The 24883-nt window shown below is 67.5% G+C and carries 24 protein-coding genes, 3 tRNA genes and 2 pseudogenes; 20 read left to right on the forward strand and 9 right to left on the reverse strand.

Annotation, left to right across the window (positions count from 1 at the left end):
* Nucleotides 1-85 precede the first annotated feature (85 nt).
* Nucleotides 86-598: a hypothetical protein gene (locus tag ROV93_RS02245; protein ID WP_312538511.1), complete on the reverse strand. Its 513-nt coding sequence runs from the start codon at nt 596-598 to the stop codon at nt 86-88.
* A gap of 12 nt (nt 599-610) precedes the next feature.
* Entirely contained in the window at nt 611-1093 is a 483-nt protein-coding gene (locus ROV93_RS02250; protein WP_312538512.1) for a hypothetical protein, read from the reverse strand.
* 193 nt (nt 1094-1286) lie between these two features.
* Between ROV93_RS02250 and ROV93_RS02255 the strand changes: the two genes are divergently transcribed.
* Entirely contained in the window at nt 1287-1856 is a 570-nt protein-coding gene (locus ROV93_RS02255) for a DUF4468 domain-containing protein (RefSeq protein ID WP_312538513.1), read from the forward strand.
* A gap of 99 nt (nt 1857-1955) precedes the next feature.
* Here ROV93_RS02255 and ROV93_RS02260 read toward each other — a convergent pair.
* From ROV93_RS02260 to ROV93_RS02275, 4 genes and pseudogenes are all read right to left on the reverse strand, one after another.
* Nucleotides 1956-2315, reverse strand: a pseudogene (locus ROV93_RS02260) (hypothetical protein); the annotation flags it as partial.
* 102 nt (nt 2316-2417) lie between these two features.
* The gene (locus ROV93_RS02265; RefSeq protein ID WP_312538514.1) at nt 2418-2663 is read right to left on the reverse strand and encodes a hypothetical protein; all 246 of its coding nucleotides are present in this window, start codon (nt 2661-2663) and stop codon (nt 2418-2420) included.
* Nucleotides 2656-3156, reverse strand: a complete 501-nt coding sequence (locus ROV93_RS02270; RefSeq protein WP_312538515.1) for a hypothetical protein — start codon at nt 3154-3156, stop codon at nt 2656-2658. Before ROV93_RS02270 ends, ROV93_RS02265 begins: the two co-directional genes overlap by 8 nt.
* Nucleotides 3157-3606: 450 nt before the next feature.
* Nucleotides 3607-4389, reverse strand: coding sequence for an AAA family ATPase (locus ROV93_RS02275; protein ID WP_312538516.1), 783 nt, complete (start codon nt 4387-4389; stop codon nt 3607-3609).
* On the opposite strand from ROV93_RS02275, the gene ROV93_RS02280 reads away from it, so the two are divergent.
* Complete coding sequence (locus ROV93_RS02280) at nt 4380-5429, forward strand: bifunctional DNA primase/polymerase (RefSeq protein ID WP_312538517.1); 1050 nt, start codon at nt 4380-4382, stop codon at nt 5427-5429. The two genes, ROV93_RS02275 and ROV93_RS02280, sit on opposite strands and share 10 nt — an antisense overlap.
* Here the strand turns inward: ROV93_RS02280 and ROV93_RS02285 are convergent.
* Nucleotides 5390-5860 (reverse strand): annotated as a pseudogene (locus ROV93_RS02285) (GspH/FimT family pseudopilin); the annotation flags it as partial. The gene ROV93_RS02280 and the pseudogene ROV93_RS02285 overlap by 40 nt on opposite strands.
* Nucleotides 5861-5952: 92 nt before the next feature.
* Here ROV93_RS02285 and uvrB point away from each other — a divergent pair.
* From uvrB to ROV93_RS02300, 3 genes are all read left to right on the forward strand, one after another.
* Nucleotides 5953-7977: an excinuclease ABC subunit UvrB gene (gene uvrB / locus ROV93_RS02290; protein WP_072166743.1), complete on the forward strand. Its 2025-nt coding sequence runs from the start codon at nt 5953-5955 to the stop codon at nt 7975-7977.
* A 106-nt stretch (nt 7978-8083) separates the two neighbouring features.
* A tRNA-Val gene (locus ROV93_RS02295) sits at nt 8084-8158 on the forward strand.
* A gap of 98 nt (nt 8159-8256) precedes the next feature.
* Nucleotides 8257-8331 (forward strand) — tRNA-Val (locus ROV93_RS02300).
* A 126-nt stretch (nt 8332-8457) separates the two neighbouring features.
* Here the strand turns inward: ROV93_RS02300 and ROV93_RS02305 are convergent.
* Nucleotides 8458-8760 (reverse strand): hypothetical protein, encoded by a 303-nt coding sequence (locus tag ROV93_RS02305; RefSeq protein ID WP_072166742.1) that lies wholly within the window; start codon nt 8758-8760, stop codon nt 8458-8460.
* A gap of 182 nt (nt 8761-8942) precedes the next feature.
* Here ROV93_RS02305 and ROV93_RS02310 point away from each other — a divergent pair, with 182 nt between their 5' ends.
* Nucleotides 8943-9083 carry a hypothetical protein gene (locus tag ROV93_RS02310; protein ID WP_176698758.1) on the forward strand — a complete coding sequence of 47 codons (141 nt, stop codon included), beginning with the start codon at nt 8943-8945 and terminating at the stop codon, nt 9081-9083.
* Nucleotides 9084-9179: 96 nt separating this feature from the next.
* Here ROV93_RS02310 and ROV93_RS02315 read toward each other — a convergent pair whose 3' ends face one another.
* Nucleotides 9180-9464 (reverse strand): hypothetical protein, encoded by a 285-nt coding sequence (locus ROV93_RS02315; protein WP_053500526.1) that lies wholly within the window; start codon nt 9462-9464, stop codon nt 9180-9182.
* 176 nt (nt 9465-9640) lie between these two features.
* On the opposite strand from ROV93_RS02315, the gene ROV93_RS02320 reads away from it, so the two are divergent.
* From ROV93_RS02320 to ROV93_RS02385, 14 genes are all read left to right on the forward strand, one after another.
* Nucleotides 9641-10312: a response regulator transcription factor gene (locus ROV93_RS02320; RefSeq protein ID WP_072166741.1), complete on the forward strand. Its 672-nt coding sequence runs from the start codon at nt 9641-9643 to the stop codon at nt 10310-10312.
* A 1-nt stretch (nt 10313) separates the two neighbouring features.
* Nucleotides 10314-11657: a HAMP domain-containing sensor histidine kinase gene (locus ROV93_RS02325; RefSeq protein WP_072166740.1), complete on the forward strand. Its 1344-nt coding sequence runs from the start codon at nt 10314-10316 to the stop codon at nt 11655-11657.
* 59 nt (nt 11658-11716) lie between these two features.
* The gene (locus tag ROV93_RS02330; RefSeq protein ID WP_180890294.1) at nt 11717-14116 is read left to right on the forward strand and encodes a DNA internalization-related competence protein ComEC/Rec2; all 2400 of its coding nucleotides are present in this window, start codon (nt 11717-11719) and stop codon (nt 14114-14116) included.
* A 3-nt stretch (nt 14117-14119) separates the two neighbouring features.
* Nucleotides 14120-14782 (forward strand): MotA/TolQ/ExbB proton channel family protein, encoded by a 663-nt coding sequence (locus ROV93_RS02335; RefSeq protein ID WP_061478482.1) that lies wholly within the window; start codon nt 14120-14122, stop codon nt 14780-14782.
* 3 nt (nt 14783-14785) lie between these two features.
* Complete coding sequence (locus tag ROV93_RS02340; protein WP_005415977.1) at nt 14786-15208, forward strand: biopolymer transporter ExbD; 423 nt, start codon at nt 14786-14788, stop codon at nt 15206-15208.
* Entirely contained in the window at nt 15205-16953 is a 1749-nt protein-coding gene (gene msbA / locus ROV93_RS02345) for a lipid A export permease/ATP-binding protein MsbA (protein WP_061478481.1), read from the forward strand. The genes ROV93_RS02340 and msbA overlap by 4 nt, the downstream gene beginning before the upstream one ends.
* Nucleotides 16953-17972, forward strand: a complete 1020-nt coding sequence (gene lpxK, locus ROV93_RS02350; protein WP_072166738.1) for a tetraacyldisaccharide 4'-kinase — start codon at nt 16953-16955, stop codon at nt 17970-17972. Before msbA ends, lpxK begins: the two co-directional genes overlap by 1 nt.
* A gap of 75 nt (nt 17973-18047) precedes the next feature.
* Nucleotides 18048-18821 carry a 3-deoxy-manno-octulosonate cytidylyltransferase gene (gene kdsB / locus ROV93_RS02355; RefSeq protein WP_053500516.1) on the forward strand — a complete coding sequence of 258 codons (774 nt, stop codon included), beginning with the start codon at nt 18048-18050 and terminating at the stop codon, nt 18819-18821.
* Nucleotides 18818-19306: a low molecular weight protein-tyrosine-phosphatase gene (locus ROV93_RS02360; RefSeq protein WP_072166737.1), complete on the forward strand. Its 489-nt coding sequence runs from the start codon at nt 18818-18820 to the stop codon at nt 19304-19306. The genes kdsB and ROV93_RS02360 overlap by 4 nt, the downstream gene beginning before the upstream one ends.
* Nucleotides 19303-20715 (forward strand): hypothetical protein, encoded by a 1413-nt coding sequence (locus tag ROV93_RS02365; RefSeq protein WP_053500512.1) that lies wholly within the window; start codon nt 19303-19305, stop codon nt 20713-20715. The genes ROV93_RS02360 and ROV93_RS02365 overlap by 4 nt, the downstream gene beginning before the upstream one ends.
* Nucleotides 20712-22556, forward strand: coding sequence for an excinuclease ABC subunit UvrC (gene uvrC, locus ROV93_RS02370; protein WP_053500510.1), 1845 nt, complete (start codon nt 20712-20714; stop codon nt 22554-22556). Before ROV93_RS02365 ends, uvrC begins: the two co-directional genes overlap by 4 nt.
* A gap of 18 nt (nt 22557-22574) precedes the next feature.
* Nucleotides 22575-23201: a CDP-diacylglycerol--glycerol-3-phosphate 3-phosphatidyltransferase gene (pgsA, locus tag ROV93_RS02375; RefSeq protein WP_005412825.1), complete on the forward strand. Its 627-nt coding sequence runs from the start codon at nt 22575-22577 to the stop codon at nt 23199-23201.
* A gap of 235 nt (nt 23202-23436) precedes the next feature.
* Nucleotides 23437-23512: transfer RNA gene (locus tag ROV93_RS02380), tRNA-Gly, on the forward strand.
* A 227-nt stretch (nt 23513-23739) separates the two neighbouring features.
* Nucleotides 23740-24846, forward strand: a complete 1107-nt coding sequence (locus ROV93_RS02385) for an NAD(P)/FAD-dependent oxidoreductase (protein WP_312538519.1) — start codon at nt 23740-23742, stop codon at nt 24844-24846.
* Nucleotides 24847-24883 lie beyond the last annotated feature (37 nt).

Below are 24883 nucleotides of genomic sequence, written 5' to 3' on the forward strand. Positions count from 1 at the left end.
GTGAAAACACGAAAGCAACACAAGACGCGCGCCCGTGCAAAAGAAGGGCAGCCTTGTGGGCTGCCCTTCCTGCTTTCACAGACTGTTATGCCGCCCGCTTTTTCGTATGTCCGAAGAAGCGCTCGAAGTCGGCGGCGCTCGCCTTGGCGTACTCCTCGCGGGCGCGCCTCACCGGCTCCGTCGCCTGCACCATTCCGGCGCCGCGCAGCTCTCCCTCCGCCAGCCGCTTGGCGTACTCGAACATCGTCAGCGTGAGCCACTCCGCGCCGAACAGCTCGCGCAGGTCGAGGTAGGCGTCGAGCGATGTGAACGGGCAGCCCTGGCCCAGTTCGAGTTCCTCTTTCTCGGCGTTCGGGTTGCACGGGTCGTTGTACGACTCGAACAAGCGGTCGTTGCCCACCAGCTTGTCGACGGCGTCGAACAGGAGGTCAGCGTCGAAGTGCTCGCGGCCGCCGCGCTCCCGCATGGCCGTGTCGGCCGCGATCGCACGGACGCCGGATGCGTGCTCCAGCTCCAGTCCGACCAGCTCGATCTGGCCCAGGTGTGACTTGATGACGTTCTCGTAAACCAGCTTGGTGATGTTGTTGGCGTTGGCCATGATGTCTTTCTCCTAGATGTTGGTTTCGGTGGTGCAGGCAGCCTTCGCGAACTGCGAAGACTTGAACGTCGCGTAGCGGAGTCGTGCGCTCTCCCACGAACGCCTTGCCATCGTTTCGGCACTTTCGCGGTCGAGTCCCTCAAAGAGCCGCAGGTAATCCACGAGTGCAGCCGCGGGCCACTCCTCGGCGCCGTATGCGTAAGCCAGCCGGATGTAGCGGTCGTACCACTCGATTTCGCTGCGATCCTCCAGTCCATGCACTGCAGTCGCGTGGTCCAGGTCGCTCCACACCGAGCTGCCCAGGTTGTCGGCGAACTCGCGCTCCCCTGGCTCGTAATCGTCCAGGCTCTCGCCCAGCGTCTGCCACGCCGACACGATGCGCTCGGGCGAACCACGCCAGTCCAGCAGGTCGAACATCGCGGCGAACAGCATTGGGCGGACCATTTCGTGGACGACCGGGATCTTCGTGGTGTCCGTCTCGTTGTTGGTATTCATAGGTACTGCTCCTTGATTCGTGAGGTGATGGGAGCCGGGCGTCCCCGGCTGACCCGATGTCATCGCGATGGGATGCAGTATCGGAAGCCCGTCAATGGCAGTAACCCATGATTTGTTGAAACTGTCGTTTGCCCAGCAAATCTCGGGAATAATGATTGACATCGCAGGGGGCTACTGACAGGTCGTCGGGGACATGGCATATCTGCGCGGGGTCACATTCACAGAGGGGGAGCCTATGAAGTGGTTTGGGGCGTTAATAGCGGCGTTGCTCTTGACGACCACATCGGGGCTGGCGTCGGCGAAGAGGGTGCCGCTCACGGAGGAGGACCGCACGATCGTGCAGGTGTTCGAGGTGCCCGGCTACACGAAGGATCAGGTGTATAGCTCGGCGAGGATGTGGATCGCGGAGAACTTCAAGTCCGCGAAGGCCGTCATCGAGTACGAGAACAGGGACGAGGGGACGATCATCGGAAACGGAATCATCAACTACCCCTGCGGAGGCGCGTTCTCCTGCATGGCCAAGGCGGACTGGACCGTTCCCTTCACCATGCGCGTGGAGTCGAAGGACGGCAGGTTCCGGCTGACGTTCACCAACGTCCATCTCGCGTGGCCCGCGAGCTACGGGTCAGGCATAGTGACGCCAGCGCACGATGGCCCCGTGAACCAGCGGTCGGACATGGAGAAGATCAGGCCAGAACTCCTGAAGCTCGGCGAGCGAATCCAAGCGAGCATGGGCAAGGCCGCGACCTCAGACGATTGGTAGCCGCCTAATCCACGGTCGGGACGCGATCGCGCACAAGCGCATGAAAAGAAAGGGCCACCGCGACGGTGGCCCTTTTTCGTACACGACGGGAGAACGGCGTCAGTCGTCGGATGGCGCGGGCTCGACCACCCGGACCGTGGACAGCGCCTCGGCCGACTGCTCCTCGTCCATGTACGCCGGGTGGTGCTTCCGGCGTTCCGGGACGTGGACGCCGCTCTTGCGCATGGCGTTGGCATACCAGCGCACAGACTTGGACGTCGCCCTCGCGCCGGGTATCCGGTCGTTGATGACGTCCGCGATGACGGCGTGCGGGTAGCCGGTCTCGTAGAGGAGCAGCTCGCGGGCGAGTCGGCCGACGCCGAGACCGCGCGGCTTCTTCTCGGTGGCTTCGGGCGACTCGGCGGCCTCGGCCTTCGGCTCTGCGCGCTTCGCGGTCGCCTTGGGCTGTGGCAGCGGCCGACGACGGTGTTGGAGCTGAGGCCGACGGCAAGCGCCGCCTGCCTGGCGGAGGGGTAAACCTGCCCGTCGATGCGGACGGGGACTGCGCGCCCGTTGAGGCCGCTACTCGCCGCGGTTGGTGCTGCCATGCTCACGGGCGCCCTCGTACTCGGCGCTCATGCGCTCCCAGGTGGCGGCGTCGAGCCGAGGGACCGGGCCGATGCATGTCATCTCGCAGCTCACGGTCAGTGCGTCGCGACCGCCTAGGGATGCCACGGTCTCGGGCGCGGTCCCCTCGATGGCGTCGAGCATGCCCTCTATCTGCGCGGCCTGCTGGAGCGCCTCGGCCACCGTCAGGTTCTCACTCATCGTCCTGCTCCTTGTTCGCGTTGTACTTGCCCAGCAGGGCGACGAGCTGCGCGCGCTCGGCGGCGGGCATGCGCAGCAGCCCCTCGGACGACAGGCCGGTATCCTCGACCTTCACCCGCAGGCGCTCCGCCATCTCGTCCCCATAGTGGAACTTAAGCATCACCTCCAGCAGGCGGTCGCTGTGCTTCTTCACCGTGAGCGCGCGCTCCTCGCCCGTATTGGGGTCGCGCGCCGTCGAGACCTGCCCCTGGTAGATGACGGGCTCGTCCACGCCGACCACCGCGCGCCTGTACGCCTCCTCCAGCAGGGCGTCCATCGCGATCTGGATGGACTGTTCCCAGCGGCGCCTGAAGTCCAGGTCGTTCTGCTTGTACTCGAACGCGAGGCGCCTGGAGATGCCGCACACCTGGGCCGCCTGCTTAGGCGACGCGGTGTCCTCCAGAATCTGAAGGAACAGCTCCTGCACCTCGGGGGTGAACTTCTTCGTGGCCACGGCCCGACTCCCGAAAGGTGGTGTTGAACTTGATCGTGCCGTGTCATGCGCGCGAGGCACGCCAGCACTTGTGCTTTCAGATCAGCCGCTTGGGATTCTGCGGCCCTCGAATCCCTGATTAGGCGGCCAGCTTCCTCGCGCGTGAGGGAGAGGTTCGGCGCGCGGTTGGACGCATCCGTCCACGCGCTTTCGATGACGTGGAGGGGATCGCTTTTCGATTGTCGGCCTGATTGTCACGTTCGTCGTCTATAGACTGACGAACGCCGTGACAATCGAATCCGCCAGTGACTTTCGCTTTGACAATCGGGTGGCCGAAAGTGGCCTAAGTGCTTGCCGCGCTTAGATTGTCGCGCTGACAATCGAAACTGACTTTCGGCGACGATCTGATTGTCACTGGGCGCGACAATCGAGCTCCGAAAGTCGCGCCCCGTGACAATCGAAATCGCGCGTTCACCCCTCCGTCCTGACCAGGATTCCGAGCCTCGGGTTGCGCTCGTCCATCGGCTCCAGCCACACCAGGAACCCGTCGATCGACGCCCTGGCGTTGCTGCGTCCGTCGGGCACGGCCTGCTCGATCTTGCGCCTCGCCGTCTTGTCCGAGACGCCGTCCCGCTCGCAGACGATCGCGGCCAGCTCCTTCAGCGGGATGCTGCCGCCGCGCTCGCTCGCCTCCTGTCGAGCCAGCTCCAGGATCGGGTCCATGCCCCCGGCGAACTCACCCTCCGGAACGTCCATCACGGTGGGGCGCAGCACCAGGGAGTCGCCGACCTTCTCCAGGTTGAATCGCATCGGGGACTCGCGCTCGGCGTCCTTCTGCTTCTTCACCGCGACCTTGATCGATCGGCCGTCGCTGGCGCGTTCCACCTCGACAGTGGTGTCCATCGCGCCCAGCAGCGCCGAGCTGCCGCGCATCCCCTTGCCTAGGTCCTTGCCCGAGTGGTGCACCACGACGACCGCCGCGCCCGTGGCGTTGCGCAGCAGCTTCATGCTCGCGATGTAGCGGCCCATGTCCTTCGCCGAGTTCTCGTCGGCGCCCGCGGCCGTCTGGTTCAGGGTGTCGATGACGATCAGGCGCAGCGGCCCCAGCTCGTCGGCGACGGCCTGGGCGAAAGCGCGTGCACCGCCGTCCTTCTCGGCCGCGAGGTTCGCGGACGATTCGATACCGCATGGGCGACCTACGGACCCACATGAAGCGCCGCGGCGCCACCATGGAGGGCTGACCGATGGCCGCAAATGAAAACGCCCACGGCGTGCGAGACCGTGGGCGCAAGGGTACGACCGACCAGGAGAGTGAGCTGTCCAAGACTCACGGGATCAATGATGCCGCGGGGCACGCCGCCGCGACGCCATCATTTGAGGCCGCGTCCGAGTACCGCCGCGCCCGGCTCGACCTGATCCCCCTGCGCCGCCGCGACAAGGTGCCCGCCGACAAGCGCTGGCAGGAACGCAACTACGACCGGGGCGAGGTGCTGGAGCGCGCGAAGCGTGACGGCCTGAACCTAGGCGTGCGCCTGCCCGCCGACGTGGTCGTCGTGGACGTGGACCCGCGCAACTTCCCCGCGGGGCGCGACAGCCTGGCCGAACTGGCCGCGGCGTTCGACCTGCCGCTCGCGTCTGCACCGCACGTCCTCACCGGCAACCTGTCCCACCCCGGCCACCACTTCTACTTCCACAAGCCCGCGGGCGCCGTGCTGCTGGAGAGCGTGGACGGCTTCGAGGGTGTGGAGCTGAAGTCGCTCGGCCGCCAGGTCGTCGCGGCGGGTTCCGTGCATCCGACCGGCGGCCTGTACCGTTGGGCACCTGATTCGCCGCAGCTACCAGACATGCCGGAACTGCCCGCGAGGCTGATCGAGGTGGCGCGCAGGCCGGAGAGGAAGCGGGCCACGGGCGCAGGCGAGATCACCGCCGAGCAGTTGGCCGCATCGCTGGAGCATCTGGACCCGACGGACTTCCGCGAGCACGACGCATGGCGCGAGCTGATGATGGCCTGCCACCACGCCACCGACGGCGCGGGGCGGCAGGAGTTCATCGACTGGAGCACGTCTGACCCGAAGTTCGCGGACCACGATTGGATCGTCGGCCGCCGGTGGGACTCGCTGCACGCCGACTGCGACGGCGCCGTGACCATTGCGACGCTGCGCAGGCGCCTCAACGAGGCCGGTTCCGACATCCGCCCACTGTTGCTGACAATGATCCGCGCGTGCTCGCGCCCCCTCACGCAGACGCGCAGCGTCAGGTTGCTGCCGGGGCTGCGGCCATCCGGCTGGAAATAGAGTTGCGGTCGCCCGCTGTTGCTGGCGGCATTGATCGTGACGTCCGGACGGCCGCCCTGATGCAGGACAATGGCATCGGCCGTGGATGGGGGCTGCCATGCGCCTGCGGCCCGGTAGGCAATCCAGCCCTGGCTCCAGTCGTCCCCGCAGCGCTGGCCGTCCGCGCTGGCGCAGAGGCCGATCAGTTCGCGACGCATGATGGCCTGGGTGCGTGCCGTTGCCAGGGCGGCCTGCAGGCTGAACCGGGTGGCTTCCGCGCGCTGGTGCAGCAGCAGCGCCTGCAGCGAGGGCCAGCCGGCGGCCAGCAGCACGGCCAGTACCGCCGTGACGACCAGGATTTCGATCAGGTGCATGCCGCGCGACGCGGCGCAACCGGAAGAGCGGTGAGTGCGCATGCATCCAGCCTCCGCGCCCGGCTGTGCGGCCGCCATCGGGAATCCCCGTAGCGGTCTGCCCGGCAACCCCTCAGCCGGCCGTCACTCCTCGCCCCGTATACTCACCCTTCCCGGGAACTGGCAACACCATGAGCGACAGTTTTGAACTTGTCTCGCCGTATTCGCCGGCGGGCGACCAGCCCAACGCCATCGCGAAGCTGACCAGCAACTTCGAGGCCGGCATCGCCAAGCAGACCCTGCTGGGCGTGACCGGCTCGGGCAAGACCTACACCATCGCCAACGTCATCCAGAACATTCAGAAGCCGACGCTGATCATGGCGCCGAACAAGACGCTGGCGGCGCAGCTGTATGGCGAATTCAAGGCGTTCTTCCCGCACAACGCGGTGGAGTATTTCGTCAGCTATTACGACTACTACCAGCCCGAAGCCTACGTGCCGTCGTCGGACACCTTCATCGAGAAGGACAGTTCGATCAACGAACACATCGAGCAGATGCGGCTGGCCGCGACCAAGACCCTGCTGTCGCGCCCGGACGCGATCGTGGTGGCCACGGTGTCCGCGATCTATGGCCTGGGTGCGCCGGAAGACTACCTTTCACTGCGCCTGATCCTGTCCAAGGGCGAGCGCATCGACCAGCGCGACCTGATCAACCACCTGACCCAGCTGCAGTACACGCGCAATGAGTACGAGCTGCAGCGCGGTACCTTCCGCGTGCGCGGCGAAGTGATCGACGTGTTCCCGGCCGAGTCGGACAGCGAAGCACTGCGCCTTGAACTGTTCGATGGCGAGGTCGAGAAGATCACCCTGTTCGACCCGCTGACCGGCGAGACGCTGCGCAACATGCAGCGCTTCACGGTCTACCCGAAGACCCACTATGCGACCACGCGCGAGCGCGTGCTGGCGGCGATCGAGACGATCAAGGTAGAGCTGAAGGAGCGGCTGGAGCAGCTCTACGCGCAGAACAAGCTGGTGGAGGCGCAGCGCCTGGCGCAGCGCACGCAGTTCGACCTGGAGATGATGGCCGAGGTCGGTTACTGCAACGGCATCGAGAACTACTCCCGGCACCTGACCGGCAAGAATGCCGGCGAGCCGCCACCGACCCTGTTCGACTACCTGCCGCCGGATGCGCTGCTGGTGATCGACGAATCGCATGTGACCATTCCGCAGATCGGCGCCATGTTCAAGGGTGACCGCTCGCGCAAGGAAACCCTGGTTGAGTTCGGTTTCCGCCTGCCGTCGGCGCTGGACAACCGCCCGCTGCGCTTCGAGGAATGGGAGGAGCGGTGCCCGCGCAGCATCTACGTGTCGGCCACGCCCGGGCCCTATGAACTGCGTGAAGCCGGTGACGAGATCACCGAACTGGTGGTGCGCCCGACTGGCCTGATCGACCCGGTGGTGGAGATCCGGCCGGTCGGCACCCAGGTCGACGACCTGATGAGCGAGGCCAACGCGCGCATCAAGGCGGGCGACCGCGTGCTGGTCACCACGCTGACCAAGCGCATGGCTGAAAACCTCACCGAGTACCTCACCGAACACGGTATCCGCGTGCGCTACCTGCACTCGGACGTGGATACGGTCGAGCGCGTGGAGATCATCCGCGACCTGCGCCTGGGCAAGTTCGACGTGCTGGTCGGCATCAACCTGCTGCGCGAGGGCCTGGACATGCCCGAGGTATCGCTGGTGGCGATCCTCGATGCCGACAAGGAAGGCTTCCTGCGCTCCACCGGCTCGCTGATCCAGACCATCGGCCGCGCCGCACGCAACGTGCGCGGCAAGGCGATCCTGTACGCCGACAAGATCACCCGCTCGATGCAGGCGGCGATCGATGAGACCGACCGGCGCCGTGCCAAGCAGGTCGAGTACAACGAAGAACATGGCATCGTGCCGCGCTCGGTGGCGCGCCCGATCGTCGATGTCCTTGAAGGCGCGCGTTCGGATGCCGCCGAGAAGGAAGCCAAGAAGGGTAAGGGCAAGGGCCGGGCGGGTGTGGCCGAAGAAGCGGCCGACTATCGTTCGCTGTCTCCGGCGCAGCTGGCGACCCGTCTCAAGGCGCTGGAACAGCAGATGTACCAGCACGCCAAGGACCTGGAATTCGAGGATGCCGCACGGGTGCGTGACCAGATCCGGCAGCTGAAGGAAGCCAGCCTGGGCTGAACGTGGCAGTGCAGCATCATCTTCACAAAAGTATTGCGCTTCACGGCCCGCATCCGTAATATACGCGGCCTGCACCGACGCAATCGCGGAAATGCAGAAGCAAAACGGGCGGTTAGCTCAGCGGTAGAGCACTACCTTGACATGGTAGGGGTCACAGGTTCGAACCCTGTACCGCCCACCACGAAACCCTCGGAAGAGGGTTGTCGTGAACTGCAAAGCCCGGCCCTGGCGCCGGGTTTTTACGTAGCAAGGCCAGCCTTCGGGCGGCAAGAACAAGATGGGCGGTTAGCTCAGCGGTAGAGCACTACCTTGACATGGTAGGGGTCACAGGTTCGAACCCTGTACCGCCCACCACCTGCTCCCGGCGTTGCCGGTGAAGCGGTGGAAACGATGAAAGCCGGCCCCGGGGCCGGCTTTTTTCGTTCCGGCGAGCCTGGCGTTCCCGCGAAGCTGCATCCGTGCCGGTTCATTGGCATGAAATCAGTGGGTAATGCTGATCGAACGCTGGATGCGCCACTGGCCGTCGACGCGTTCCCACAGCTGCGCCACACGTACCGGGGCCCGTGCCGGATGAGGGCTGGCGCCAGTGTCGTCTGGCGATTGCTGGCTGCCCAGCCGCAGCACGCGGTCCTGGCGCAGGTGATAGAGCTGAAGGGGCTGCGCTTCATGCATGGCCTGCGGATCCTCGGTGCGCAGGATCTGGCTGCGCAGGGCATCCTCGGTGGGCCCGCAGCCGTCGCCGAACAGGCTGGAGAACAGCAGGATCAGGGCAAGCATCGGCATGGCACGGTGCTCCAGCGGGAAAGTGCGTGCAGGCTGGCATGGTCGGCCGGGCACCGCAGCCGGCCTGCGACGAAGGCGGGGATTGGGCCGCCAAAGGCAGGCAGATGGCGATGAATCCGGGCCGCGCAGGCGTAGACTCGGCGCTACTGCGCAACTGCGCAATTACTGCAAGGAACTGCCGCATGAGTGATCACGTCCCGGTGTCCAGGCCCAATCCGCTCATGGAACGCCTGTTCGGCGGCAACATGCTGGAAGGCACGTTCAAGGCAGTGATCTGGGGCGCAATCCTGAGCGCGCTGCTGGCGTGGACCACGCTGCGCTGAATGACGCTGCCGCGCCGGGCCTGCCGGGTGGCGGGACCTGCTGACCCGATCACTCCCGCTGCCACCGGTGCGGCGGCAGTGCCTGTGCGGGTGCTGTCAGGCGCTGAAGGCCTGGCGCAGGCTGCGCAGGGTGGCCTGGCGATGTTCCCTGGCCGTTGGCTCGCCCATCTCCAGCTCCTGCAGGCGCAGTCCGACCAGAGTCATCGACAACGCATAGCCGCGTGCCGCGTCGGCAACGCGTGACAGGCCCACTGCACGGCGGGCCAGTGCATTCACATGTTCAAGGTCGGGCATCAGTCCCAGATAGGCGCGTTCTGCGCTGTCCAGGTCCGGTGCACGCAGGATCGCATGAGCTTCTGCGGTGGGGGAGACGGAGGCCATGGGGGTCCTTGTCAGGGGCAGCGACAGCATCGTTCGGCCACATTGCGGGTGATGGCTGCGCATGCTGAAGGGGCAACATTGTCAGAACATTGCGCCTGCAACCGCTGGCATGCATGGGCGCAAAACCATGGCCCCAGGCACTATGATCGGCAGCGTTTCCGGTTGACGAGTCCCTGATGCGCATCCTCCTGGTCGAAGACGATCCTGATCTGTCCCGCGCCCTGCAATCGGGCCTGGAGCGGCAGGGCGTGGTCGCCGACGTGGTCGGCAGCCTGGCCGAGGCCGCGCTTGCGTTGCGCGAACCGGTGCACCAGCTGCTGCTGCTCGATCGACAGTTGCCCGATGGCGATGGTGCTGGATTCGTCGCGTCGGCGCGTGCGCTGCGGCCGAACCTGTCGGTGATCATGCTCACCGCCAAGGGGACGCTGTCGGACAAGGTCGAAGGCCTGGACGTCGGCGCCGATGACTATCTGGTCAAGCCGGTGGCGATCGAGGAACTGATGGCACGCATCCGCGCGGTATCGCGCAGGCCTTCGGCGATGGTGACGCCGAGCCTGCGGCTGGGGCGGCTCGAGTTCGATTTCGAATCGCTGCAGGCACAGGTGGAGGGCCAGCCCCTGGCATTGCCACGTCGGCAGGTGCTGGTGCTGCAGGCGTTGGCGATGCGGCAGGGCCGCACGGTGACCCGCAGTGCCCTGGAGGCTGCAGTGTACGGGTTCGATGATGAGATCCAGTCCAATGCGCTCGATGCGCATATCTCCAAGCTGCGCAAAGCGCTGCAGCAGGCCGGGGCGGGGGTGGAGATCCACGTGATCCGCGGCGTCGGCTACCTGCTGGCGGAGGCCTGAGATGGCCCGTCCGATCCGTTCGATCACCCTTGGCCTGGCTTGGCGCCTGTTCCTGGCACAGGCCTTCACCGTACTGTTCGCGGTGGTCGCGTTGATCCTGACCTGGGGTGACAAGGACTCCTGGGGCATGGACATGTTCGTTGCCGAGGCGGTGGCCAAGGCGGTGCACAGCGAAGGCGGCCGCCTGGTGCTGGACCAGGCGCGCTGGGACAAGCTCGATGCCAACGCCGGGGGAAATCTCTGGTTCGCCGCGGTGGATGACAAGGGCATGTGGCTGGAGCGCGGCACCATCCCAGCGATCCACGCGCCGATGCTGGCGCGGCTGCCGACCGTGGGCGCCACGGAACTGGGCTCGCTGGTGCCCCCTTACCTGGACGTGGCGCGGGTGATGATCCGCAACGAGGACGGGCGCCGCATCACCGTGATGGTCGGTGGCGCGCCCAAGGGCGGGCTGCTGGATGGCGCGCTGATGGTGCTGCGCCTGATCGGCCTGTGGTTCTTCCTGCCACTGATCGTGGTCACCCTGCTGGTGATGCCGACTGTGATCCACCGTGCCATGCGCGGTGTGCGCCGTTCTGCGCAGCAGGCCAAGGAACTGGACATCGGCCAGCCCGGTGCTCGGCTGGATGCGCGGCTGGTCTCCACGGAAGTGGCGCCGCTGGTGGAAGCGTTCAACGATGCCATCGACAAGGTGCAGCAGGGCTACGCCGCGCGCGACAAGTTCCTCGCCGACGCGGCGCACGAGCTGCGCGTGCCGATCGCCGTGGTGCAGGCGCGCCTGGCGCAGCTGCCACAGGGTGAGTTGAAATCGCAGTTGCTGACCGACGTGGCGCGGCTGGGCAATGTTGCCGAGCACCTGCTCGATCTGCAGCGCCTTGACCGCAATGTCGGCGCATTGCAGCAGCTGGACCTGGCGCTGCTGGTGCGTGAGGCCGCCGCGGACCTGGCGCCGTTGGTGGTCGGCGCCGGCTATGGATTCGAAGTGGACGCGCCGGAATCGCCGGTGTGGATCCACGGCGACAGTCTGGCGCTGGGGCGGGTGATTGCCAACCTGGTGCACAACGCGATCGTGCATGGTGGTGGCCGTGGCACCATCTGCGTGCGGTTGGATGCGCGCGGCTTGCTGGAGGTCAGCGATCAGGGCGCGGGCATTCCAGTGGGCGACCGCGAGGCGATCTTCGAGCCGTTCCATCGCCTGCGCGCGGCGGGCAGCGGCAGTGGCCTGGGCCTGCACCTGGTGAAGGAGATCGTGCAGCACCACGGTGGCTCGGTCAGTGTCGGTGAGGCTGCGGGAGGCGGCGCAAGCTTCCGGGTCAATTTCCATCGCGGCAGCGTCCGGCGCTGACGCGTTTGCGGGGCAAGTCCCGATAGGCAACCTGCCGCCGGTAGCGGCAGGCTGGACCCATGGCCGTCGAGCGTTCCCCTTCTCCCTTGCTGGGCAGTGGCGCCGCTGCGGCGCTGACACTGGGGGCGCTGGCCTGCGTGCAGCTGCCACAGCTGCCGCCGCTGTGGGGCTGCATGGTGATGATCGTGCTTGGCATGGCGGGGTGGGGCCTGCGTTGGCGGGGGCGCCTGCCCGCGGTCGTGCTGCTGGGCGCCGGATGGACGGCGATGCACGGGCACTGGGCAATGCAGGAACAGCTGCCGCCAGGCCAGCCAGCACGGGATGTGGTGGTCAGTGGACGGGTCATCGACCTGCCGGACCATGGAGCCGCGCACACCCGCTTCCTGCTGCAGGTCAGCGAGAGCAGCGAACTGCCATCGCTGCGCGGCAAGCGCCTGCAGGTCACGTGGAACGATGCCTGGCGTGCCGCTGATGGCACCGACGCCGGGCGTGGGCGCCATCAGGTCCTGGCCGGCGCGCAGTGGCATCTGGCCCTGCGCGTGTGGGCGCCGCGTTCGCGGATCAATCCCGGTGGTTTCGACGGTGAACGCCATGCGCTGCTGCGCGGCGTGTCCGGCAACGGCACGGTGCGGGCGCCGGCCAGCGCGTGCGAGCTTCAAGCCGCGCATGGCCTGCCGGCATGGCGTGAACGCACCAGCGCCGCCATCGCCGTGCAGGTGGCCCATCCAGCTGCGCGCTTCGTGCAGGCGCTTGCCCTGGGCGATACGCGTGGCCTGTCCGACGCCGATTGGGATCAGTTGCGGGCGCTGGGCCTGACCCATCTGGTGGCCATTTCCGGGTTCCATGTCGGGGTGGTGGCGGGACTGGGGGCGTTGCTGTGCCGAGGGCTGTGGTGGCTGTGTACGCTGCTGGCCCGGCATTGGCCACGCCCCCAGGCGGCGGCCTGCGCTGCGGCCCTGTCCGCAGCGGGCTATGCGGTGCTGGCTGGCGGTGAATTGCCGACCGTGCGCACCGCACTGATGATCGGGCTGGTGGCGCTGGCGCGTAGCGGGCGGCGCCCACTGGGTCTCGTGCAGGGGCTTGCCCTGGCGGCGCTGGCGCTGCTGCTGCCGGCGCCCCTGTCAGTGCTGTCCGCGGGCTTCTGGCTCAGCTTCGGCGGCGTCCTGTGGCTGGTCTGGTGCCTGCCGCAGGGACGTCCGCGTGGGGTGGTCGCCAACCTGCGCGGGTTCCTGGCCGCACAAGGGGTGGCCAGCGTCGGCCTGTTGCCGCTGGGCATCGCCTTGTTCGGTGGCACCGCCTGGCTGGGGCCGCTGGTGAACCTCCCGGTCATCCCGTGGTGGACATTGCTGGTGGTGCCCTTGTCACTGCTGGGCACCGCCCTGCAGGTGCTGCATGACGGCGCCGGGTGCTGGGCGTGGCGTGCAGCGGCGTGGTTGTTCGAAACCAGCTGGCAGGCCCTGCAGCCACTGGCGGCGCATCCACAGGCGATGTGGTGGTTGGCCGAGGCACCGGCCTGGGCAGTGCCGGCGGCGCTGCTGGGCGTGTTCTGGTGGCTGCTGCCACGTGGTGCCGGGGGCGGGCTGGCTGGCCTCCTGCTGTGCCTGCCGCTGCTGTGGCCATTGCGCGAGCGGCCGGCCGAGGGGGAGCTGGAGCTGCTGGTACACGACGTCGGGCAGGGCACGGCGGTGTTGCTGCGCACCGCGCGGCATGCGCTCTGGTACGACGTGGGACCGCCGATCGGGGGTGAGGGCAGTGAGCGGGTCCTGGTTCCGTCATTGCGCGCGCTGGGGCAGGCACGGCCCGACCGCGTGCTGATCAGTCACGACGATCTCGATCATGCCGGCAACCTGCCGAGCCTGCGCCTTCAGTTGCCGGAGCTGCCCCTGTTGGCGCCGCCGGGCAGCGCGATCGCCGGGGCCGGGCGCTGCCAGCGCGGCCTGCGCTGGCGCTGGGACGGCGTCGACTTCCAGGTGCTGCACCCCGATGCCGGCAGCCAGCGGGCTGGAAACGAGGACAGCTGCGTGCTGCGCGTGGCCAGCGCGCATGGTGGGGTCCTGTTGCCCGGGGACATCGGCCGCCCGGCCGAACAGGCGCTGCTGCGGGCGTCTCCGGCGGCGCTGAAGGCGGATGTGGTGCTGGTGCCGCACCATGGCAGCGGCGGCAGCTCCAGCGCGCCCTGGGTGGCGGCGGTGTCAGCCCGGCTGGCGCTGGTTTCGGCAGGGCACCAGAACCGCTTCGGCCACCCGCGCCGGGACGTGGTCCGGCGCTGGCAGGCGCAGGGAGCCGAGGTGGTGTCCACTGCGGAGTCCGGGGCGATCCGCGTATGGCTTGGCGCACAAGGGCTGCAGCTGCGTGAACAGCGTATCCATGCATCCCGGTGGTGGGATGCCGCTGGGCGGGCGCGGTCGGCTGTTATCCTATCGCCGATCAAACAAGCGGCCGTTGGGCCGGAGGGTTGAAACGTGTGGGAACTGGTCAAGGCCGGTGGCTGGCCGATGGTGCCGCTGCTGCTGTTGGGCGTACTGGCTTTGGCGATCATCCTGGAGCGTTTCTGGTCCCTGCGGCGGACTGAAGTGCTGCCGCCCGGCCTCGGCCAGGAAGTGCGCAACTGGGCCGCACGCGGCAAGCTTGACCCGGCGCACCTGCAGACCCTGCGTGCCAACTCGCCGCTGGGGGCATTGCTCGCGGCCGCGCTGGAAGCCCGGAATCGTCCGCGCGACCAGATCCGCGAGCGCATCGAGGACACCGGCCGCCACCTGGTGCACCGCATGGAACGTTTCCTCAACGCGCTGGGCACCATTGCCTCGGCCGGCCCGCTGCTGGGCCTGCTGGGCACCGTGATCGGCATGATCCAGATGTTCCTGGGCATCCTCGACCATGGGGTGGGCGACGTGAACCAGCTGGCCGGCGGTATCGGCAAGGCGCTGGTGTGCACCGCCACGGGCATGATCGTGGCCATTCCGGCACTGATGTTCCATCGCTACTTCAAGGGCCGCATCCACGGCTACGTGGTGGAAATGGAGCAGGAAGCCAGTGCCCTGCTGGACACACTCGACGGTCGCCCCGGGGTGATGAACCCGGTCGCGCCGGCGCGACCGGCCAACGCCGCTGCGGCGAAGGCCTGATCGATGCGTATCGGCAATGACCGCTCCCAGGATGAACCGCATATCGATCTGGTCCCGCTGATCGACGTCATCCTGGTGCTGATCATCTTCTTCGTGGTCACCACCACTTTCGATGCGCGCTCGACGCTGCAGGTGCAGCTGCCTACCGCCAGCCAGCAGCCCAACAACGAGCCGCCGCGTTCGCTCAGCGTGCTGATCAACGCCGAAGGCCGTTATTTCATCAATGACCAGGAAGTGCTGCGCAGCGACGTCGAGTCGGTCAAGCAGACCATCGCGTCCGTGGCCGGCAGTGACCGCAGCCAGCCCGTACTGCTGCGCGCCGACGCACGCACTCCCTACCAGGCCGTGGTGACTGCGCAGGACGCGCTCGGTCAACTCGGTTTCCGTCGTATCGCCATTGCAACTGCGCCAGAGGTGCGTCCATGAGTTCCCATCACGCGCCGGTGTGGCCGATCTACAAACGTCTGCTGGGCTACACCCGCACCTACTGGGTGTTCATGGTGGGCGCGGTCATCGCCATGGTGGTCGAGGCCCTGGCCGGCTACCACTTCACCAAGCTGATGGAGCCGCTGGTCAACGAAGGTTTCGTCGACCCGCAGCCGCGCGCGGCCGTGGTGCTGCCGCTCACCATCCTCGGCCTGTTCCTGATGCGCAGCGTGGCCACCTGGGTCAGTGACTACACGCTGGCCAAGACCGGTCGCAGCGTGGTCCGCGACCTGCGCGAGCAGGTGCTGCAGAAGTACCTGCACCTGCCGTCGTCGCACTTCGATACCGAAGCGACGCCGGTGATGGTCAGCCGCCTGAACTTCGATACCGAGCAGGTCACCCAGGCCAGCGCCGACGCGCTGAAGACCGTGGTGGCCGACACCCTCACCATCATCGCGATGCTGGCGGTGATGCTGCAGATGAGTGTCAAGGTCACCCTGGCGATGCTGCTGGTGGTGCCGCTGATCGGTGGCATCGTGTCCTACGTGGGCAAGCGCTACCGGCGCATCAGCCGTGGCATCCAGGACGGCATGGGCACCATGGCGCAGACTGCCGAGCAGTCGCTGGCCGCGCAGCAGGAAGTGAAGGTGCACGGCACCCAGCAGCATGAGATCTCGCGCTACTCGCGCCTGGCCAACCGCATGCTGGCGCTGAACATGAAGGTCGAGGTCACCCGCGCCGCCGCCTCCAGCGTGGTGCAGTTCCTGGCCGCACTGGCGCTGGCGGTGATCGTCTGGGTGTCGACCCGCGAAGCCCTGGCCGGCCGGCTCAATGCCGGCCAGTTCATGGGCCTGATGACATCGATGATGGCCATCATTCCATCGCTGCGCCGCCTGACCAGCGTACAGACCTCGATTTCGCGCGGTGTGTCCGCTGCCGAGCGCCTGTTCGGCATCCTCGACATGCCAGTGGAGCGCGACCAGGGGCAGCGACGCGTGCAGCGCGTGCGGGGCGAACTGGCGTTCGACCACGTCATGCTGCGTTACCGCGAGGACAGCGGCATCGCCCTGGACGACATCAGCTTCGTTGCCAGGCCAGGCACGGTGACGGCCATTGTCGGCCGTTCCGGCAGTGGCAAGACCAGCCTGATCCGGCTGGTGCCACGCTTCTACGAGCCCAGCGGCGGTGTCATCACCCTCGACGGCGTGGCACTGGACGACTACCCGCTGGCCGACCTGCGCCGGCAGGTGGCAATGGTCGGGCAGAAGGTCATGCTGTTCGATGACACCATCGCCGCCAACATCGCCTATGGCATGGAAGCGACCGACGAGCAGATCCGCGCGGCGGCCGAGGCCGCCAACGCGTGGGAGTTCATCGCACGCATGCCGCAGCAGCTGCAGACCCCGGTGGGCGAGAACGGCGCGCTGCTGTCCGGTGGCCAGCGCCAGCGCCTGGCCATTGCCCGCGCGATCCTGCGCGACGCCCCGATCCTGATCCTCGACGAAGCCACTGCGGCGCTGGACAACGAATCCGAGCGCCTGGTGCAGGACGCGCTGCAGCGCCTGATGCCCGAACGCACCACGCTGGTCATCGCGCACCGGCTGTCGACCATCGAGCATGCCGACCAGGTACTGGTCATGGATCATGGCCGCATCGTTGAACGCGGCACGCACAAGGAGCTGCTCGAACTGGGCGGTCTGTACCAGCATCTGCACAGCATGCAGTTCCGCGAAAGGCAGGACTGATGGCCGGCAAGGGCACCCAGACCCCGCCGTACTGGTACGACGGCACCCCGGTTCCGTGGGCGATGCGCCTGCTGGCGCCGCTGTACGCAGGTGTCACCGCGCTGCGCCGGCGCGCCTATCGCCGTGGCTGGCGCAAGCGCCATTCGCTGCCGGTGCCGGTCATCGTGGTCGGCAATATCACGGCTGGCGGTACCGGCAAGACGCCGCTGACCATTGCGCTGGTCGAACGCCTGCGTGCGGCCGGCTGGAAGCCGGGCGTGGCCAGCCGCGGCTATGGTCGCGAAGACGCCGACAAGCCGCTGTGGGTGCAGGCCGATACGCCAACCGCGAAGGGCGGTGACGAACCGGTGCTGATCGCGTGGAAGACCGGCGTGCCGGTGCGCGTGGACAGTGATCGGGTTGCTGCGGGCAAGGCGCTGATCGAGGCCGGCTGCGATGTGATCGTCTGCGACGACGGTTTGCAGCACTACCGGCTGGCGCGCGACATCGAGATCGAAGTGGTCGATGCCCAGCGTCGCTATGGCAATGGCCGGATGATTCCGGCCGGGCCGTTGCGCGAGCCGGTCAGCCGCGCCAGCGAGTGCGATTTCCGCGTGGTGAACCTCGGCCAGGCCGATGAGGAGACTGCGGCGCAGGCCTGTGGCTTCGGCCAGTGGCCAATGGCCCTGCACATCGACAGTGCGCAGCCGCTGGCCGGTGGCCGCGCGCGCCCGCTGGCGTACTTCAAGGGCCAGCGCGTGCACGCGGTGGCCGGCATCGCCCATCCACAGCGCTTCTTCGACATGCTGCGCGCGCGCGGGATCGGCGTGGTGCCGCATGCATTCGCCGACCACCAGGCCTACCAGCCGCAGGACTTGTCCTTCGGCAGCCAGCTGCCGGTACTGATGACCGAAAAGGATGCGGTGAAATGCCGGGCGTTCGGCAACGACTGGCACTACGCGGTTCCGCTGCGCGCCGAGTTGCCCGCCGCGTTCTGGGTGGCGCTGACCGATCGCCTGGACAAGCTGCGACCGAACTGAGCGGCGCCGCGGCGCTTGCATTCACGCGCCGCTGGCCGCATTCCCGTTGTAACGAGCCTGCCGAGAACCGCCCGCATGACCGAATTCGTCGTCGCCATTCCGGCCCGCTTTGCCGCCTCGCGGCTGCCGGGCAAGCCGTTGCGCCCGCTGGGCGGTGAGCCGCTGGTGCTGCATGTGGCGCGCCGCGCGCTGCAGGCCGGTGCCCGCGAGGTCTGGGTGGCGACCGACGACCAACGCATTTCCGATGCACTGTCCGGGTTGGCCGAGGTGAAGGTGGCGATGACCGCGACCACGCATGCCTCGGGCACCGATCGCCTGGCCGAGTGCGCACGCATTGCCGGCTGGGCCGATGACACGGTGGTGGTCAACCTGCAGGGCGACGAACCGTTCGCGCCGGCGACCGGCATCCGCGCGGTGGCAGATGCGTTGGTCGCTGGCACTGCGCCGATGTCGACTCTTGCCACGACCGTCGAGGACGCACACACCCTGTTCGACCCGAACGTCGTGAAGCTGGTGCGCAACGTGCGCAACGAGGCGATGTACTTCAGCCGCGCGCCGATCGCCTGGCACCGCGACGGCTTCGCACGCAGCCGCGACACGCTGCCGGACGGCCACCACTGGCTGCGCCACATCGGCATCTATGGCTATCGCGCCGGCTTCCTGCAGCAGTTCGCGGCGATGCCGCCGGGCCAGCTGGAGCAGGTCGAATCGCTGGAGCAGCTGCGCGTGCTGGAAGCGGGCTACCCGATCAGCGTGGCGATCTCGCCCGAGCCGTTCCCGCCGGGCATCGATACGCCCGAGGACCTGGAGCGCGCCGAGGGGCTGCTGCAGGCGATGGCCGCGCGATGAGGCTGCTGGTCGTCTGCCTCGGCAACATCTGCCGTTCGCCGATGGCCGAAGGGGCGCTGCGCGCACGCCTGGATGCCTCGCCGCTGGCCGGGCGGGTGCAGGTCGATTCGGCCGGTACGGGCGACTGGCACGTGGGCGAGCCGCCGGACCGCCGCGCGATCGCCTGCGCGGCCGGACACGGCGTGGACATTGGCGGCCTGCGCGCACGTCAGCTGCAGGCGGTGGATTTCGACCGTTTCGACTGGATCCTGTGTGCCGACGAGACCAACCTGCGTGATGCCGGGCGCCTGGCGTCGGCGACCCAGCGTGAACGGCTGGCGTTGTACCTGCCCTGGTCCGGCGGGCAGGGGCGGGTAGCCATCCCTGACCCCTACACCGGCGGCAGCGATCATTTCGAACAGGTCTGGTCGCTGGTCGACGATGCTGCAAAACGTGCGGTGGCACGACTGTTGCATGGCGCCGACTCCGGCATAATCAGGTCATGAACGTCCAGCCCGTCCCGGACCTGCCCGAATTCGCCACCTGGCTCAATGCCACCCCCTGCACCCTGACCGAACTGCGCGGCCGACCGGTCGCGCTGCTGTTCGTCAATGCGGCCTCCGCCTGGAGTGCGCAACGCCTGGCCGAGTTCGGTCAATGGATGTCGCGCCACCCGGGCAAGCTGCAGCCGCTGGTGCTGCAGGTGCCGCGTTTTGATTTCGAACGCGATGCCACGGCCGCACTGAAGCTGCTGCGCCGTCAGGGCCTGAGCATGCCCGTGCTGCTCGATGCCGACTGGGATGGCTGGCGCCGCTTCGGCGTTACCGCCTGGCCGACGATGGTGCTGCTGGACGCGCAGGGCCGCGAACAGCAACGGCTGGTCGGGCAGGGCGCGCCCGGTGAACTGGAGCGCGCCTTGAACGCGCTGTGCCAGGGTGCACCTTCGGCGCCGCCGCGTGGCGGCAGCGAACTGCATCCGGAACCGCGCCAGGCCCTGCGCTTCCCGCAGGGCCTGGCGGTCAGCACCGAACGCCTGTACATCGCCGACAGCGGCCATCACCGCATTCTCGAATGCAGCCATGGCGGCCGCATCCTGCGCCAGTTTGGCCTCGGCACCGCCGATTTCATGGACGGCAACCTCGCCGAAGCGGCATTCCACCGCCCGCAGGCGTTGGTGCTGGAGCGCGATTCGCTGTACGTCGCCGACACCGGCAACCACGCGGTGCGCCGTATCAACCTGCTGACCGGCATCGTCGACACGTTGTGCGGCAACGGGCGACCCGGTGCGCCGGTGGAAGGCCCGGTCGCGCAGGCGCGGCAGGTCTCGCTGGACCATCCGGTTGGCCTGGCCATCGCCGACAATCAGCTGCACATCGCGATGGCCGGCGACAACCGCATCTGGAGCTATCACCTGGGTCAGCGCAGCCTGCAATGGCGCGCCGGCAGTGGTTCCATCGACGAGCGTGATGGCAGTGGCCATCTGGCTGCCTTCGCGCAACCGACCGCGCTGGCCGTGGTGCAGCAGGTGCTGTACGTCGCCGATGCGTTGGGATCCTCGATCCGTGCACTGCAACTGCGTGGTGACCTGGTGCAGACACTGGTCGGGCAGGGGCCGTGGCGCTTCGGCAGTGAAGACGGCCCGCGCGCGCAGGCCAGCCTGCAGTTCCCGCAGGCGATCGCACTGGGCGCGGACGCCCCGCTGCTGTGGATCGCCGACACCGGCAACGGTCGCCTGCGCACGCTGCGCCTGGGCGGCGGTGAACTGACCACCCAGCCGCTGCCGCGCCGCCTGCACGGCCCGGCTGGCCTGGCCGTGGGCGCAGGTGCGGTGTGGATCGCCGAGACCGACGCCCATGCCGTGCTGCGATTCGACCCCGACAGCGGCGTGCTCAGCGAAGTCCCGATCAGCGAATGACCGACGTTCCCGCCCCGGCCTTCGACGGCAAGGCCTTCGCGGCCCAGCTCAGCACTGCCCCCGGCGTGTACCGCATGTACGCGGCCGACGACACCCTGCTGTACGTGGGCAAGGCGCGCGCGCTGCGCAACCGCGTCGGCAGCTATTTCAACGGCAGTCCGAAGAACGCGCGGATCATGTCGATGATCTCGCAGATCACGCGCATGGACGTGACCGTGACGCGCTCGGAAGCCGAGGCGTTGCTGCTGGAGAATCAGCTGATCAAGTCGCTGTCGCCGCGCTACAACGTCTCGCTGCGCGACGACAAGACCTACCCGCATGTGCTGCTGACCCGCGAGGACTGGCCGCGCATCGCCCTGCATCGTGGCCCGCGCGCCATTCCCGGCCGCTATTTCGGGCCGTATCCGGGCGTGACCGCAGTGCGCGAAACGCTGAACCTGATGCACAAGCTGTTCAAGCTGCGCAGTTGCGAGGACAGCGTGTTCCGCAACCGCTCGCGGCCGTGCCTGCAATACCAGATCGGCCGCTGCAGCGCGCCCTGCGTGGAACTGGTGCCGGCCGCGGACTACGCCGAGTCGGTGCGCCGCGCTGCGCTGTTCCTGGAAGGCAAGAGCGACGAACTGACCCGCGAGCTGGGCGAGCAGATGCAGGCCGCCAGCGAGGCGCTGGAGTTCGAGCAGGCCGCGCGCCTGCGCGACCTGATCTCCTCGCTGCGCAGCATGCAGACCCGCCAGTACGTGGACGGCCGCGCCGCCGACCTGGACGTGCTGGCGGTGGCCATGCAGGGTTCGCAGGCCTGCGTGCTGCTGCTGGCCTTCCGCGATGGCCGCAACCTCGGCACCCGCCCATTCTTCCCGCGCACCAACGGCGAGGAGAGTCCGGAGGAAGTGCTGGCCGCGTTCGTCTCGCAGTACTACATCGAATTCGAGCCACCGCGCGAGATCCTGCTGGATCGCGAGATTCCCGATGCCGACCTGCTGGTCGCCGCGCTGTCCGCCTCGGCCGAGCGCAAGGTGCAGTTGAAGTGGAACGTGCGCGGCGAGCGTGCCGGCTACGTGGAGCTGGCCAGTCGCAACGCGCAGCTGACCCTGGCCACCGAGCTCAACAGCCGCAACGCGCAGCACGCGCGCAGCGACGCACTGCGCGAGATGCTGGGCTTGGCCGAGCCGGTCAAGCGGGTCGAGTGCTTCGATATCAGCCATACGCTGGGCGAGGCCACCGTGGCCTCGTGCGTGGTGTTCGACGCCGCCGGTCCGGTGCGCGCGCAGTACCGCCGTTTCAACATCAGCGGCATTGAGCCGGGCGACGACTATGCCGCCATGCGCCAGGCCATCGACCGCCGTTTCCGCCGCGCGGTGGAAGAGCAGGGCGTGCTGCCGGATGTGCTGCTGATCGACGGTGGCGCCGGCCAGTTGGCGCAGGCGCAGGCCGCGCTGGCCGACCTGGGCGTGGAAGGCGTGCTGCTGGTGGGCGTGGCCAAGGGCGTGGAGCGCCGCGCCGGCCACGAAGCGCTGGTGATGCCCGATGGCCGCGAGCTGCGCCCGGGCGCGGCCAACCCGGCGCTGCAGTTCATCCAGCAGGTGCGCGACGAGGCGCATCGCTTCGCCATCACCGGCCACCGTGGGCGCCGCCAGAAGGCACGGATGACCAGCAAGCTGGAGGATATCCCCGGCATCGGGCCGCGCCGCCGCGCCAGCCTGCTCAAGCATTTCGGCGGCCTGGTGGGCCTGAAAGCCGCTGGTGAAGCGGAAATCGCCAAGGTGGAAGGCATCAATGACGCCCTCGCGGCACGTATCTACGCTAACCTGCACGGGTTGGCCACGCCCGATGCGGCCGAGTAGAGAGAGAAGCACGCAAGCATGAAGTTGACCCTGCCCACCTGGCTGACGTTGTTGCGGATCGTGATGATCCCGGTGCTGGTGCTGGTGTTCTACCTGCCCTACACCTGGACCAACTTCGCTTCGGCGGCGATCTTCGGCCTGGCCGCGATCACCGACTGGCTCGACGGCTGGATCGCACGCCGTTACCAGCTGGAGTCGGCCTTCGGCGCGTTCCTCGACCCGGTTGCGGACAAGCTGATGGTGGCAGTAGCGCTGTTCCTGATCGTGCAGGGCCATCCGACGCCGTGGATGGCATTCTGGGCGGCGGTGATCGTCGGCCGCGAGATCGCGGTATCGGCGCTGCGCGAATGGATGGCCGAGCTGGGCCAGCGCGCCAAGGTGCGCGTGGCGATGATCGGCAAGATCAAGACCACCGCGCAGATGGTCGCGCTGCTGTGCCTGCTGTATTCGGTGGCACCGAACGTGCCGGTGGAAGACATCTGGATGGGCTGGCCGGTGTTCCACATCGGCGACTGGACCCTGGCGATTGCCGCCGTGCTGACCCTGTGGTCGGGCCTGCAGTACCTGCACGCGGCCTGGCCGAGCCTGCGCGATGACGAGCGTGCCGCGCGCGAGCGTGCACGGCAGAAGAAGCTGGGCAACTGAGCCCGGGGTCGTATCCCTTTCCGAAGGAAAGGGCTCTGACCCCATTGATGCGCCCATCCACGCATGGCGTGGATCTACTGGAAATGCTGCATCCACGAAGGATGCGAATCTATCGGTTTGCGGGGATGCTGTAGTAGATCCACGCCATGCGTGGATACGCGGTGCAAGGCGCCTCGCAGGCCTCGAAAAAACCGCTTGACGCCATTCCCAGAACAGGTAGAATTTCGCCTCCCAAGCGGGAATAGCTCAGTTGGTAGAGCGCAACCTTGCCAAGGTTGAGGTCGCGAGTTCGAGTCTCGTTTCCCGCTCCAGATTCAAGAAAAACGCTCCCGGAAGGGGGCGTTTTTCGTTCTGCGGTCGTCCCGCCGGCAATCAGTCTTCGTCCTGCGCCGATGCACGCGAACGCATGCCGGTGATGTCTGAAATCCGCCATCCCTCGCCAACAGTCCACCGCTTCATCCCCACTTCACCCACACCCCATCGCCCTACCATCCGCGCTGGCGAACCTGCATCTCCGATTCTCCACGGCGATGCAGCCATGCCCCAAACTCCCTCCGCCTACGACCACGATGTGGTCATCGTCGGCGCCAGCTTCGCCGGTGCCGCCTGCGCGTTGGCTGCTGCTCAATACGGCCTGCGCGTCTGCGTGCTGGAACGCAAGACCGACCCCGGCGAACGCCTGCACACAACGGGCATCGTGGTGAAGGAAGCGGTGGAGCAGACCTGGCTGGGGCGCATGCCCGAACATCTGGTGCAGCGGGTCGCCAACGTGCGCCTCTATGCGCCGAACCTGCGCAGCGTATTGCTGGCCGCACCGGGCTATTACTTCCTCACCACCGATACGCCGAACCTGATGCGTTGGCTGGCCAGCGAACTGCGCGCGAACGGTGTCGACCTGCGCCTGCAGCAGTCCTTCACCGACGCTCGCCGCTGTGGTGACGGCTGGCAGGTCGAAGGGACAGGGCGCTGCGCCTATCTGGTCGGCGCAGATGGCGCACGCTCACGCGTTGCCCAGCGCACCGGGCTTGGTCAGGTGCGTGACAACCTCTACGGCGTCGAGCGTGAGTTCGCCGGCCTGCAGGTGACAGAGGGCGACGCGTTGCATTGCTTCCTCAGCAAGCGCTTTGCACCGGGCTACATCGGCTGGGTCGCGCAGAATCCGACCGGCCTGCAGGTCGGGCTGGCCCTTCGTCATGATCCGCGACAGGCGCGGCCGCTGGATATTGATGGTTTCCTTGAGCATGTGCGCGATGTGGTCGGCATCCCGCCATCTGCGCGTCCCTCGGCCACCCGCGCTGGCCTGGTGCCCTGCGGCCGACCGGATGGGCCGATCACCGGCCAACGCGTGATCCTGACCGGCGACGCGGCGGGCATCGTCTCGCCGCTCTCCGCAGGGGGCATCCACTCCTCGTGGCGGCACGGCTGGGCGGTCGGCGAGGCGATGGCCCGCCATCTGCGTGGGCAGGGGCCGGAAGCGGAACGGGTGGCGCGGCAGGTGGCGCCGGCATTCCATGGCAAGCGCCTGCTGCGCTGGGCGATGGATCATCTGCAGGCCGAATGGCCGTTCAACGCACCGCTGCACACGGCGGCCACGCGGCGCATTGCCGAGCAGGTCTACTTCCACCGCCGCGGCCTGCGCACGTGACGTGCGCTTTGCCAATGTAATTCCAGAATTCTGTATT

The organism is Stenotrophomonas maltophilia group sp. msm4 (assembly GCF_032025605.1).
GTDB classification, from domain to species: Bacteria; Pseudomonadota; Gammaproteobacteria; order Xanthomonadales; family Xanthomonadaceae; genus Stenotrophomonas; species Stenotrophomonas sepilia.

What these genes read in the sequence shown, in the direction of transcription:
- lpxK (WP_072166738.1), top strand. Translation starts at nt 16,953, where the DNA reads ATGGCCGGCAAGGGCACCCAGACCCCGCCGTACTGGTACGACGGCACC.
- pgsA (WP_005412825.1), top strand. Translation starts at nt 22,575, where the DNA reads ATGAAGTTGACCCTGCCCACCTGGCTGACGTTGTTGCGGATCGTGATG.
- ROV93_RS02265 (WP_312538514.1), bottom strand. Translation starts at nt 2,663, where the DNA reads ATGAGTGAGAACCTGACGGTGGCCGAGGCGCTCCAGCAGGCCGCGCAG.
- ROV93_RS02385 (WP_312538519.1), top strand. Translation starts at nt 23,740, where the DNA reads ATGCCCCAAACTCCCTCCGCCTACGACCACGATGTGGTCATCGTCGGC.
- ROV93_RS02305 (WP_072166742.1), bottom strand. Translation starts at nt 8,760, where the DNA reads ATGCCGATGCTTGCCCTGATCCTGCTGTTCTCCAGCCTGTTCGGCGAC.
- ROV93_RS02320 (WP_072166741.1), top strand. Translation starts at nt 9,641, where the DNA reads ATGCGCATCCTCCTGGTCGAAGACGATCCTGATCTGTCCCGCGCCCTG.
- uvrB (WP_072166743.1), top strand. Translation starts at nt 5,953, where the DNA reads ATGAGCGACAGTTTTGAACTTGTCTCGCCGTATTCGCCGGCGGGCGAC.
- ROV93_RS02245 (WP_312538511.1), bottom strand. Translation starts at nt 598, where the DNA reads ATGGCCAACGCCAACAACATCACCAAGCTGGTTTACGAGAACGTCATC.
- msbA (WP_061478481.1), top strand. Translation starts at nt 15,205, where the DNA reads ATGAGTTCCCATCACGCGCCGGTGTGGCCGATCTACAAACGTCTGCTG.
- ROV93_RS02255 (WP_312538513.1), top strand. Translation starts at nt 1,287, where the DNA reads ATGGCATATCTGCGCGGGGTCACATTCACAGAGGGGGAGCCTATGAAG.
- kdsB (WP_053500516.1), top strand. Translation starts at nt 18,048, where the DNA reads ATGACCGAATTCGTCGTCGCCATTCCGGCCCGCTTTGCCGCCTCGCGG.
- ROV93_RS02310 (WP_176698758.1), top strand. Translation starts at nt 8,943, where the DNA reads ATGAGTGATCACGTCCCGGTGTCCAGGCCCAATCCGCTCATGGAACGC.
- ROV93_RS02340 (WP_005415977.1), top strand. Translation starts at nt 14,786, where the DNA reads ATGCGTATCGGCAATGACCGCTCCCAGGATGAACCGCATATCGATCTG.
- uvrC (WP_053500510.1), top strand. Translation starts at nt 20,712, where the DNA reads ATGACCGACGTTCCCGCCCCGGCCTTCGACGGCAAGGCCTTCGCGGCC.
- ROV93_RS02360 (WP_072166737.1), top strand. Translation starts at nt 18,818, where the DNA reads ATGAGGCTGCTGGTCGTCTGCCTCGGCAACATCTGCCGTTCGCCGATG.
- ROV93_RS02330 (WP_180890294.1), top strand. Translation starts at nt 11,717, where the DNA reads ATGGCCGTCGAGCGTTCCCCTTCTCCCTTGCTGGGCAGTGGCGCCGCT.
- ROV93_RS02315 (WP_053500526.1), bottom strand. Translation starts at nt 9,464, where the DNA reads ATGGCCTCCGTCTCCCCCACCGCAGAAGCTCATGCGATCCTGCGTGCA.
- ROV93_RS02325 (WP_072166740.1), top strand. Translation starts at nt 10,314, where the DNA reads ATGGCCCGTCCGATCCGTTCGATCACCCTTGGCCTGGCTTGGCGCCTG.
- ROV93_RS02280 (WP_312538517.1), top strand. Translation starts at nt 4,380, where the DNA reads ATGGCCGCAAATGAAAACGCCCACGGCGTGCGAGACCGTGGGCGCAAG.
- ROV93_RS02365 (WP_053500512.1), top strand. Translation starts at nt 19,303, where the DNA reads ATGAACGTCCAGCCCGTCCCGGACCTGCCCGAATTCGCCACCTGGCTC.
- ROV93_RS02250 (WP_312538512.1), bottom strand. Translation starts at nt 1,093, where the DNA reads ATGAATACCAACAACGAGACGGACACCACGAAGATCCCGGTCGTCCAC.